The sequence below is a fragment of the Mycobacterium tuberculosis complex sp. N0072 genome (genome assembly GCF_030323725.1).
In the GTDB taxonomy this organism is placed as follows: domain Bacteria; phylum Actinomycetota; class Actinomycetes; order Mycobacteriales; family Mycobacteriaceae; genus Mycobacterium; species Mycobacterium tuberculosis.
The window spans coordinates 2316770-2329454 of the sequence record NZ_CP040689.1 but is presented as its reverse complement, the minus strand read 5'-3'; the positions used below and the strand labels follow the sequence as shown (position 1 = coordinate 2329454).

Sequence of the window (12685 nt, the reverse complement as noted above, 5' to 3'; positions counted from 1 at the left end):
CGGGCGGGTACAGTCGCGCCATGGACGGCAGGCTTTGCACGGGCGCACTGGTGCCCAGGGAGTATTGGACGCTTTGAAATCCTGCCGGAGTTGGCAATACTCACCAGCGAACTTGCGCCAGAGCGCCGTACGACGGCGTCGTTTTGTGCAGCAACTTCGGTGACTCGGCGGGAGCCGCATCCGGCGGTCGGCGACGGCCAATATTAGCGAGAGTTAGGCGAGGTTAGTAATGGTTGATCAACTCCAGCATGCGACCGAAGCGCTGCGCAAAGCGCTGGTCCAGGTGGAACGCCTGAAGCGCACCAACCGTGCGTTGCTGGAGCGCTCGAGCGAGCCGATCGCGATCGTGGGCATGTCGTGTCGCTTCCCGGGGGGCGTCGATTCCCCGGAAGGGCTGTGGCAGATGGTGGCCGACGCCAGGGACGTGATGTCAGAATTTCCCACCGACCGTGGGTGGGATCTGGCCGGGTTGTTCGACCCGGATCCCGACGTGCGCCATAAGTCGTACGCGCGCACTGGGGGCTTCGTGGATGGCGTCGCGGATTTCGATCCCGCGTTCTTCGGTATTTCGCCCAGCGAGGCGTTAGCGATGGATCCACAGCATCGGATGTTGCTGGAGTTGTCCTGGGAGGCGTTGGAGCGGGCCGGTATCGATCCGACCGGATTGCGCGGCAGCGCCACCGGGGTATTCGCCGGGCTCATCGTCGGCGGCTACGGAATGTTGGCCGAGGAGATCGAGGGCTACCGGCTGACCGGGATGACCTCCAGCGTCGCCTCGGGTCGGGTGGCCTATGTGCTGGGGTTGGAGGGTCCGGCGGTGTCGGTGGATACGGCGTGTTCGTCGTCGTTGGTGGCGTTGCATATGGCGGTGGGATCGCTGCGGTCGGGGGAGTGCGATCTGGCGCTGGCTGGCGGCGTCACCGTCAACGCCACACCGACGGTCTTCGTGGAATTCAGCAGGCATCGTGGGCTGGCACCCGACGGCCGGTGCAAGCCTTACGCCGGGCGGGCTGATGGGGTCGGCTGGTCCGAGGGCGGTGGGATGTTGGTGCTGCAGCGGCTTTCGGATGCGCGGCGGTTGGGTCATCCGGTGTTGGCGGTGGTGGTCGGGTCGGCGGTTAATCAGGATGGGGCGTCGAATGGGTTGACCGCGCCTAATGGTCCTTCGCAGCAGCGGGTGGTGCGGGCGGCGTTGGCCAATGCCGGGTTGAGCGCGGCCGAGGTGGATGTGGTGGAGGGGCATGGGACCGGGACCACGTTGGGGGATCCGATTGAGGCTCAGGCGTTGTTGGCCACTTATGGGCAAGATCGGGGGGAGCCGGGAGAACCTTTGTGGTTGGGGTCGGTGAAGTCGAATATGGGTCATACGCAGGCCGCGGCGGGGGTGGCCGGGGTGATCAAGATGGTGTTGGCGATGCGCCATGAGCTGTTGCCGGCGACGTTGCACGTGGATGTGCCTAGCCCGCATGTGGATTGGTCGGCGGGGGCGGTGGAGTTGTTGACCGCGCCGCGGGTGTGGCCTGCTGGTGCTCGGACGCGTCGTGCGGGGGTGTCGTCGTTTGGGATTAGTGGCACTAATGCGCATGTGATTATCGAGGCGGTGCCGGTGGTGCCGCGGCGGGAGGCTGGTTGGGCGGGGCCGGTGGTGCCGTGGGTGGTGTCGGCGAAGTCGGAGTCGGCGTTGCGGGGGCAGGCGGCTCGGTTGGCCGCGTACGTGCGTGGCGATGATGGCCTCGATGTTGCCGATGTGGGGTGGTCGTTGGCGGGTCGTTCGGTTTTTGAGCATCGGGCGGTGGTGGTTGGCGGGGACCGTGATCGGTTGTTGGCCGGGCTCGATGAGCTGGCGGGTGACCAGTTGGGCGGCTCGGTTGTTCGGGGCACGGCGACTGCGGCGGGTAAGACGGTGTTCGTCTTCCCCGGCCAAGGCTCCCAATGGCTGGGCATGGGAATCGAACTGCTCGATACCGCACCGGCATTCGCGCAGCAGATCGACGCGTGTGCCGAGGCGTTCGCGGAATTTGTCGACTGGTCGCTGGTGGACGTGCTGCGTGGCGCCCCCGGTGCACCGGGACTGGATCGCGTGGATGTGGTGCAGCCCGTGCTGTTCGCGGTGATGGTGTCACTGGCCGAGCTGTGGAAGTCGGTCGCAGTGCATCCGGATGCGGTGATCGGTCATTCGCAAGGCGAGATCGCTGCCGCCTACGTTGCCGGCGCGCTGTCGCTGCGCGACGCCGCACGGGTGGTCACGCTGCGCAGCAAGTTGCTGGCCGGACTGGCCGGCCCGGGCGGCATGGTGTCCATCGCGTGCGGTGCCGACCAGGCGCGGGATTTGTTGGCGCCCTTCGGCGATCGGGTCAGCATCGCCGTCGTCAACGGCCCCTCGGCGGTGGTGGTGTCGGGCGAAGTGGGCGCGCTGGAGGAGCTGATCGCGGTGTGCTCCACCAAGGAACTGCGGACCCGCCGGATCGAGGTGGACTATGCCTCGCATTCGGTGGAGGTCGAGGCGATCCGTGGCCCACTCGCCGAAGCTCTGTCCGGCATCGAACCGCGATCCACGCGTACCGTCTTCTTCTCTACGGTGACCGGAAATCGTTTGGATACAGCTGGTTTGGACGCCGACTACTGGTACCGCAACGTCCGCCAGACCGTGCTATTCGACCAGGCGGTGCGCAACGCCTGCGAGCAGGGCTACCGCACGTTCATCGAATCCAGCCCGCATCCGGCGTTGATTACCGGTGTCGAGGAAACATTCGCCGCGTGCACCGACGGTGACAGCGAGGCCATTGTCGTCCCCACGCTGGGGCGTGGAGATGGTGGGCTGCACCGATTCCTGCTCTCGGCGGCGTCCGCGTTTGTGGCGGGGGTGGCTGTGAACTGGCGGGGCACGCTGGACGGAGCGGGCTATGTGGAGCTGCCGACGTATGCCTTTGACAAGCGCCGGTTTTGGCTCTCGGCCGAGGGCTCAGGCGCCGACGTATCCGGTTTGGGGTTGGGTGCGAGCGAACACCCGTTGCTGGGCGCGGTGGTCGACCTGCCCGCCTCCGGCGGGGTGGTGTTGACGGGTCGGTTGTCGCCCAACGTGCAGCCGTGGTTGGCCGACCACGCCGTTTCAGACGTGGTGCTGTTCCCGGGCACCGGATTCGTGGAGCTGGCGATCCGCGCCGGCGACGAAGTCGGCTGCTCGGTGCTTGACGAGCTGACGCTGGCCGCACCCCTGCTGTTGCCCGCCACCGGCTCCGTTGCGGTGCAGGTGGTAGTCGACGCTGGCCGGGATTCGAATTCCCGTGGTGTGTCGATATTTTCCCGAGCTGACGCGCAAGCGGGCTGGCTTTTGCATGCCGAGGGTATCCTGCGGCCCGGGTCGGTTGAACCAGGCGCGGACCTATCGGTGTGGCCACCGGCAGGTGCCGTGACGGTGGACGTGGCCGATGGCTATGAGCGGTTGGCGACACGCGGCTACCGGTACGGACCGGCGTTTCGCGGGCTGACCGCGATGTGGGCCCGCGGCGAGGAAATATTCGCCGAGGTGAGGCTGCCGGAGGCGGCCGGGGGAGTCGGTGGGTTCGGTGTGCATCCGGCTTTGTTGGACGCCGTCTTGCATGCGGTCGTGATCGCCGGCGACCCGGACGAACTCGCATTGCCGTTCGCTTGGCAGGGCGTGTCGTTGCATGCCACGGGGGCCTCGGCGGTGCGGGCCCGGATCGCGCCGGCGGGGCCGTCGGCGGTGTCGGTGGAGTTGGCGGACGGGCTGGGTCTGCCGGTATTGTCGGTGGCCTCGATGGTGGCCCGCCCGGTGACCGAGCGGCAGCTGCTGGCGGCGGTGTCGGGCTCGGGTCCCGACCGGCTGTTCGAAGTGATCTGGTCGCCCGCGTCGGCGGCCACGTCCCCGGGGCCTACCCCCGCCTACCAGATCTTTGAATCGGTTGCGGCTGACCAAGATCCGGTAGCCGGCAGCTACGTGCGCAGCCACCAGGCTCTGGCCGCAGTGCAGTCGTGGCTGACCGACCATGAATCCGGGGTGCTGGTGGTGGCGACCCGGGGCGCGATGGCGCTGCCCCGCGAAGACGTCGCCGATCTGGCGGGCGCGGCCGTGTGGGGGCTGGTGCGGTCGGCGCAGACCGAGCATCCGGGCCGGATCGTGCTGGTCGATTCCGATGCGGCCACCGACGACGCGGCGATCGCGATGGCGTTGGCGACTGGCGAGCCGCAGGTAGTGCTGCGGGGCGGACAGGTGTACACCGCGCGCGTGCGCGGCAGCCGCGCGGCGGATGCCATCTTGGTGCCGCCGGGCGATGGGCCATGGCGGTTGGGTCTGGGCAGCGCGGGCACCTTCGAAAATCTGCGGCTCGAGCCGGTTCCCAACGCCGACGCACCGTTGGGGCCCGGCCAGGTCCGGGTGGCCATGCGCGCCATCGCCGCGAACTTCCGCGACATCATGATCACCCTAGGCATGTTCACCCACGACGCGCTGCTCGGCGGCGAAGGCGCGGGCGTGGTCGTCGAGGTCGGCCCCGGTGTCACCGAATTCTCGGTCGGTGATTCGGTGTTCGGATTCTTCCCCGACGGCAGCGGCACCCTGGTGGCCGGCGACGTCCGGCTGCTGCTGCCGATGCCCGCCGACTGGTCCTACGCCGAAGCCGCCGCCATCTCGGCTGTCTTCACCACCGCGTACTACGCATTCATACATTTGGCCGACGTACAACCGGGCCAGCGCGTGTTGATCCATGCCGGCACCGGCGGGGTGGGCATGGCGGCGGTGCAGCTGGCTCGGCATCTGGGGTTGGAGGTGTTCGCGACCGCGAGCAAGGGTAAGTGGGACACCTTGCGCGCCATGGGCTTTGACGACGACCACATATCCGATTCACGTAGCCTAGAGTTCGAGGACAAGTTCCGCGCGGCCACTGGCGGTCGAGGGTTCGACGTGGTGTTGGACTCGCTGGCCGGTGAATTCGTGGATGCGTCGCTGCGTCTGGTGGCACCGGGTGGGGTGTTCTTGGAGATGGGCAAGACCGACATCCGCGACCCCGGCGTGATCGCCCAGCAGTACCCGGGCGTGCGCTACCGCGCCTTCGACCTATTCGAAGCGGGACCGGACCGCATTGCGCAGATCCTTGCCGAGCTCGCCACGCTGTTCGGCGATGGGGTGCTGCGGCCGTTGCCGGTCACCACTTTTGACGTGCGGTGCGCGCCTGCGGCGTTGCGTTATCTGAGCCAGGCGCGCCACACCGGCAAGGTCGTCATGCTGATGCCCGGCTCGTGGGCGGCGGGCACGGTGTTGATCACCGGTGGCACCGGGATGGCGGGTTCGGCGGTGGCCCGTCACGTGGTGGCTCGTCATGGGGTGCGCAATCTGGTGTTGGTGAGCCGGCGCGGCCCGGATGCTCCCGGGGCTGCGGAGCTGGTGGCCGAGTTGGCCGCCGCCGGTGCGCAGGTGCAGGTGGTGGCCTGTGACGCGGCGGATCGAGCGGCGTTGGCCAAGGTGATCGCCGATATTCCGGTTCAGCATCCATTGTCGGGCGTGATCCACACCGCCGGCGCACTCGACGACGCGGTGGTGATGTCACTGACACCGGATCGGGTGGATGTGGTGTTGCGGTCCAAGGTGGACGCGGCGTGGCACCTGCACGAGTTGACTCGCGACCTGGATGTGTCGGCGTTTGTCATGTTTTCGTCGATGGCCGGGCTGGTCGGATCGTCGGGCCAGGCCAACTATGCGGCCGCCAATTCGTTTTTGGATGCGCTGGCCGCCCACCGGCGGGCCCATGGGCTGCCGGCCATCTCCCTGGGCTGGGGTCTGTGGGATCAGGCCAGCGCCATGACCGGCGGCCTGGACGCCGCAGACCTGGCCCGGCTGGGTCGTGAAGGGGTGCTGGCGCTGTCCACCGCTGAGGCGCTGGAACTGTTCGACACCGCAATGATCGTCGACGAGCCATTCCTGGCGCCCGCCCGCATTGACCTCACCGCACTGCGAGCCCATGCGGTGGCGGTGCCGCCCATGTTCTCCGACCTAGCCAGCGCGCCGACCCGCCGTCAGGTCGACGACTCCGTGGCCGCCGCAAAGTCGAAATCGGCGCTCGCGCATCGCCTGCACGGGCTGCCCGAAGCCGAACAGCACGCCGTCTTGCTGGGCCTGGTGCGTTTGCACATCGCCACCGTGCTGGGCAACATCACGCCAGAAGCCATCGACCCCGACAAGGCGTTCCAGGACCTGGGTTTTGACTCGTTGACCGCGGTCGAAATGCGTAACCGGCTCAAATCCGCCACCGGCCTTTCACTTTCACCCACGCTCATCTTCGACTACCCGACACCCAATCGGCTGGCCTCCTATATCCGCACCGAACTTGCCGGCCTCCCACAGGAAATCAAGCACACACCCGCGGTACGCACCACGAGCGAGGATCCGATCGCGATCGTGGGCATGGCGTGCCGCTATCCCGGCGGGGTGAATTCCCCGGACGACATGTGGGACATGCTGATCCAGGGCCGCGACGTGCTCTCCGAATTCCCGGCGGACCGCGGGTGGGACCTGGCCGGGCTATACAACCCCGACCCCGACGCCGCGGGTGCGTGCTACACCCGCACCGGCGGCTTTGTGGACGGGGTCGGCGACTTCGACCCCGCCTTCTTCGGGGTGGGGCCGAGCGAGGCCCTCGCGATGGACCCCCAGCAACGGATGTTGCTGGAGTTGTCCTGGGAGGCGTTGGAGCGGGCCGGTATCGATCCGACCGGATTGCGCGGCAGCGCCACCGGGGTATTCGCCGGGGTAATGACGCAAGGCTACGGCATGTTCGCCGCCGAGCCGGTAGAAGGCTTCCGGCTGACCGGCCAATTGTCCAGCGTCGCCTCGGGTCGGGTGGCCTATGTGCTGGGGTTGGAGGGTCCGGCGGTGTCGGTGGATACGGCGTGTTCGTCGTCGTTGGTGGCGTTGCATATGGCGGTGGGATCGCTGCGGTCGGGGGAGTGCGATCTGGCGCTGGCCGGCGGCGTCACCGTCAACGCCACACCCGACATCTTCGTGGAATTCAGCCGCTGGCGCGGATTATCCCCGGACGGGCGCTGCAAGGCATTCGCCGCGGCGGCCGACGGCACCGGATTCTCCGAGGGCGGTGGGATGTTGGTGCTGCAGCGGCTTTCGGATGCGCGGCGGTTGGGTCATCCGGTGTTGGCGGTGGTGGTCGGGTCGGCGGTTAATCAGGATGGGGCGTCGAATGGGTTGACCGCGCCTAATGGTCCTTCGCAGCAGCGGGTGGTGCGGGCGGCGTTGGCCAATGCCGGGTTGAGCGCGGCCGAGGTGGATGTGGTGGAGGGGCATGGGACCGGGACCACGTTGGGGGATCCGATTGAGGCTCAGGCGTTGTTGGCCACTTATGGGCAAGATCGGGGGGAGCCGGGAGAACCTTTGTGGTTGGGGTCGGTGAAGTCGAATATGGGTCATACGCAGGCCGCGGCGGGGGTGGCCGGGGTGATCAAGATGGTGTTGGCGATGCGCCATGAGCTGTTGCCGGCGACGTTGCACGTGGATGTGCCTAGCCCGCATGTGGATTGGTCGGCGGGGGCGGTGGAGTTGTTGACCGCGCCGCGGGTGTGGCCTGCTGGTGCTCGGACGCGTCGTGCGGGGGTGTCGTCGTTTGGGATTAGTGGCACTAATGCGCATGTGATTATCGAGGCGGTGCCGGTGGTGCCGCGGCGGGAGGCTGGTTGGGCGGGGCCGGTGGTGCCGTGGGTGGTGTCGGCGAAGTCGGAGTCGGCGTTGCGGGGGCAGGCGGCTCGGTTGGCCGCGTACGTGCGTGGCGATGATGGCCTCGATGTTGCCGATGTGGGGTGGTCGTTGGCGGGTCGTTCGGTTTTTGAGCATCGGGCGGTGGTGGTTGGCGGGGACCGTGATCGGTTGTTGGCCGGGCTCGATGAGCTGGCGGGTGACCAGTTGGGCGGCTCGGTTGTTCGGGGCACGGCGACTGCGGCGGGTAAGACGGTGTTCGTCTTCCCCGGCCAAGGCTCCCAATGGCTGGGCATGGGAATGGGATTGCACGCCGGATACCCGGTGTTCGCCGAGGCGTTCAACACCGTAGTGGGCGAACTTGACCGGCATCTGCTGCGCCCACTGCGCGAAGTGATGTGGGGTCACGACGAAAACCTACTGAACAGCACGGAATTCGCGCAGCCCGCGCTGTTCGCGGTGGAAGTTGCCCTGTTCCGGTTGCTGGGATCCTGGGGTGTACGACCGGATTTTGTCATGGGCCACTCGATCGGTGAGTTGTCTGCGGCACATGTCGCCGGTGTCCTGTCGTTGGAGAACGCTGCGGTGTTGGTGGCTGCCCGCGGCCGGCTCATGCAGGCGTTGCCGGCCGGTGGGGCGATGGTCGCCGTGCAAGCCGCCGAGGAAGAGGTGCGGCCGCTGCTGAGCGCTGAGGTTGACATCGCTGCGGTCAACGGTCCAGCGTCACTGGTGATTTCGGGTGCACAAAACGCCGTGGCCGCGGTGGCCGACCAGCTGCGCGCCGACGGACGACGAGTCCACCAGCTGGCGGTTTCCCACGCGTTCCACTCGCCGTTGATGGATCCGATGATCGACGAATTCGCAGCCGTCGCTGCCGGAATCGCCATCGGCCGGCCCACCATCGGAGTCATCTCCAACGTGACCGGGCAGTTGGCGGGCGACGATTTCGGATCAGCGGCCTACTGGCGACGTCACATCCGGCAAGCCGTGCGGTTCGCCGACAGTGTGCGCTTCGCGCAGGCGGCCGGAGGCAGCCGATTCCTCGAAGTCGGGCCCAGCGGTGGCCTTGTTGCGTCGATCGAAGAGTCGTTGCCCGACGTTGCGGTGACAACGATGTCTGCGCTGCGCAAGGATCGCCCCGAGCCGGCGACGTTGACCAACGCCGTCGCGCAAGGGTTTGTCACCGGTATGGACCTGGATTGGCGCGCTGTGGTAGGCGAGGCGCAGTTTGTCGAGTTGCCGACGTATGCCTTCCAACGGCGGCGGTTTTGGCTGTCCGGTGATGGTGTCGCGGCGGACGCGGCCGGCTTGGGGTTGGCGGCCAGTGAGCACGCGCTCTTGGGCGCGGTGATCGATCTGCCGGCCTCGGGCGGGGTGGTGTTGACGGGTCGGCTGTCGCCCAGCGTGCAGGGCTGGTTGGCCGACCACTCCGTTGCCGGCGTGACGATCTTCCCGGGAGCGGGATTTGTGGAGTTGGCGATCCGCGCCGGCGACGAAGTGGGTTGTGGCGTTGTCGACGAATTAACGCTGGCCGCGCCGTTGGTGTTGCCCGCATCCGGTTCGGTGGCGGTTCAGGTGGTCGTCAATGGTCCCGACGAGTCCGGCGTGCGCGGGGTGTCGGTGTATTCGCGTGGTGACGTCGGTACCGGCTGGGTGTTGCACGCCGAGGGCGCGCTGCGCGCCGGGTCGGCGGAACCGACCGCGGATCTAGCGATGTGGCCGCCGGCGGGCGTCGTCCCGGTTGAGGTGGCGGACGGCTATCAGCAGCTGGCCGAGCGCGGATACGGCTACGGGCCGGCGTTTCGGGGACTGACCGCGATGTGGCGCCGGGGTGATGAGGTGTTCGCGGAGGTGGCGTTGCCCGCCGATGCCGGGGTCTCGGTCACCGGCTTCGGGGTGCATCCGGTGCTGCTGGATGCGGCCTTGCACGCGGTGGTGTTGAGCGCGGAAAGCGCCGAGCGTGGCCAAGGTTCGGTGTTGGTCCCGTTCTCCTGGCAGGGGGTCTCGTTGCATGCAGCGGGGGCGTCGGCGGTGCGGGCCCGCATCGCGCCAGTGGGTCCGTCGGCGGTGTCGATCGAGCTGGCCGATGGGTTGGGATTGCCGGTGTTGTCAGTCGCTTCCATGCTGGCCCGACCGGTGACCGATCAGCAATTGCGGGCGGCGGTGTCGAGCTCGGGTCCGGACCGGCTATTCGAGGTCACCTGGTCGCCGCAGCCATCGGCCGCGGTGGAGCCGCTACCGGTGTGCGCCTGGGGGACAACGGAGGACTCGGCGGCGGTGGTGTTTGAGTCGGTGCCTCTGGCCGGTGACGTAGTGGCGGGCGTGTATGCCGCCACGAGTTCGGTGCTTGATGTGTTGCAGTCGTGGCTAACCCGTGATGGGGCAGGGGTTTTGGTGGTGATGACCCGCGGTGCGGTGGCATTGCCGGGCGAAGATGTCACCGATTTGGCGGGTGCCGCCGTATGGGGATTGGTGCGGTCGGCGCAGACCGAGCATCCGGGCCGGATCGTGCTGGTCGATTCCGATGCGCCGCTCGACGATTCGGCCCTGGCGGCGGTAGTGACGACAGGCGAGCCGCAGGTGTTGTGGCGGCGCGGGGAGGTTTATACGGCGCGGGTGCACGGTAGCCGCGCGGTGGGCGGGCTGTTGGTTCCTCCGAGTGACCGGCCGTGGCGGTTGGCGATGAGCACCGCCGGCACCTTCGAGAATCTGCGGCTGGAGCTGATTCCCGATGCCGACGCGCCGCTGGGCCCCGGGCAGGTTCGAGTTGCGGTGTCCGCGATTGCCGCCAACTTCCGCGACGTCATGATCGCGCTGGGTCTGTATCCCGATCCGGACGCGGTCATGGGCGTTGAGGCCTGCGGCGTCGTTATCGAAACCAGCTTGAACAAGGGATCTTTCGCGGTCGGAGACCGGGTAATGGGCCTGTTCCCCGAGGGCACCGGAACCGTCGCCAGCACCGACCAGCGGCTGCTGGTCAAGGTGCCGGCGGGGTGGTCGCACACGGCCGCCGCCACCACCTCGGTGGTGTTCGCCACCGCCCACTACGCGCTGGTGGATTTGGCCGCTGCTAGGTCGGGCCAGCGCGTGTTGATCCATGCCGGCACCGGCGGGGTGGGCATGGCGGCGGTGCAGCTGGCTCGGCATCTGGGGTTGGAGGTGTTCGCGACCGCGAGCAAGGGTAAGTGGGACACCTTGCGCGCCATGGGCTTTGACGACGACCACATATCCGATTCACGTAGCCTAGAGTTCGAGGACAAGTTCCGCGCGGCCACTGGCGGTCGAGGGTTCGACGTGGTGTTGGACTCGCTGGCCGGTGAATTCGTGGATGCGTCGCTGCGTCTGGTGGCACCGGGTGGGGTGTTCTTGGAGATGGGCAAGACCGACATCCGCGACCCCGGCGTGATCGCCCAGCAGTACCCGGGCGTGCGCTACCGCGCCTTCGACCTATTCGAAGCGGGACCGGACCGCATTGCGCAGATCCTTGCCGAGCTCGCCACGCTGTTCGGCGATGGGGTGCTGCGGCCGTTGCCGGTCACCACTTTTGACGTGCGGTGCGCGCCTGCGGCGTTGCGTTATCTGAGCCAGGCGCGCCACACCGGCAAGGTCGTCATGCTGATGCCCGGCTCGTGGGCGGCGGGCACGGTGTTGATCACCGGTGGCACCGGGATGGCGGGTTCGGCGGTGGCCCGTCACGTGGTGGCTCGTCATGGGGTGCGCAATCTGGTGTTGGTGAGCCGGCGCGGCCCGGATGCTCCCGGGGCTGCGGAGCTGGTGGCCGAGTTGGCCGCCGCCGGTGCGCAGGTGCAGGTGGTGGCCTGTGACGCGGCGGATCGAGCGGCGTTGGCCAAGGTGATCGCCGATATTCCGGTTCAGCATCCATTGTCGGGCGTGATCCACACCGCCGGCGCACTCGACGACGCGGTGGTGATGTCACTGACACCGGATCGGGTGGATGTGGTGTTGCGGTCCAAGGTGGACGCGGCGTGGCACCTGCACGAGTTGACTCGCGACCTGGATGTGTCGGCGTTTGTCATGTTTTCGTCGATGGCCGGGCTGGTCGGATCGTCGGGCCAGGCCAACTATGCGGCCGCCAATTCGTTTTTGGATGCGCTGGCCGCCCACCGGCGGGCCCATGGGCTGCCGGCCATCTCCCTGGGCTGGGGTCTGTGGGATCAGGCCAGCGCCATGACCGGCGGCCTGGCGACGGTGGACTTCAAACGCTTCGCCCGCGACGGCATCGTGGCGATGTCGTCTGCTGACGCCCTGCAATTGTTCGACACCGCAATGATCGTCGACGAGCCATTCATGCTGCCCGCCCACATCGACTTTGCGGCGTTGAAGGTCAAGTTCGATGGCGGCACGTTGCCGCCGATGTTCGTCGATCTGATCAACGCGCCGACCAGGCGCCAGGTCGATGACTCGTTGGCCGCGGCGAAATCGAAATCGGCTCTGCTGCAACGCCTGGAAGGACTGCCCGAAGACGAGCAACACGCCGTCCTGCTGGACCTGGTGCGCTCGCACATCGCCACCGTGCTGGGTAGCGCCAGCCCCGAAGCCATCGACCCGGATAGGGCATTCCAGGAGTTGGGTTTCGACTCGCTCACCGCGGTCGAAATGCGCAACCGGCTCAAATCCGCCACCGGCCTGGCGCTTTCACCCACGCTCATCTTCGACTACCCCAACTCCGCGGCGCTGGCCGGCTATATGCGTCGAGAACTGCTCGGCTCATCACCGCAAGACACTTCAGCCGTGGCGGCCGGGGAAGCCGAACTACAACGCATTGTGGCGTCCATTCCGGTCAAGCGCTTACGGCAGGCGGGAGTGCTGTATCTGTTGCTCGCGCTGGCAAATGAAACCGAAACCAGCGGCCAGGACCCGGCGTTGGCGCCGACCGCAGAACAAGAGATCGCGGACATGGACCTCGACGACCTGGTCAACGCGGCGTTTCGGAACGACGACGAGTAG

1 protein-coding gene is annotated in these 12685 nt (G+C 67.4%); it reads left to right on the top strand.

Features of this window, described 5'->3' with window-relative positions; all coding sequences use genetic code 11:
* The first annotated feature begins 229 nt into the window (after positions 1–229).
* Entirely contained in the window at positions 230–12685 is a 12456-nt protein-coding gene (locus tag FF952_RS10870) for a type I polyketide synthase (protein WP_031677417.1), read from the top strand.

Coding starts and splice junctions, on each gene's coding strand:
- FF952_RS10870 (WP_031677417.1), top strand. CDS start 230: ATGGTTGATCAACTCCAGCATGCGACCGAAGCGCTGCGCAAAGCGCTG.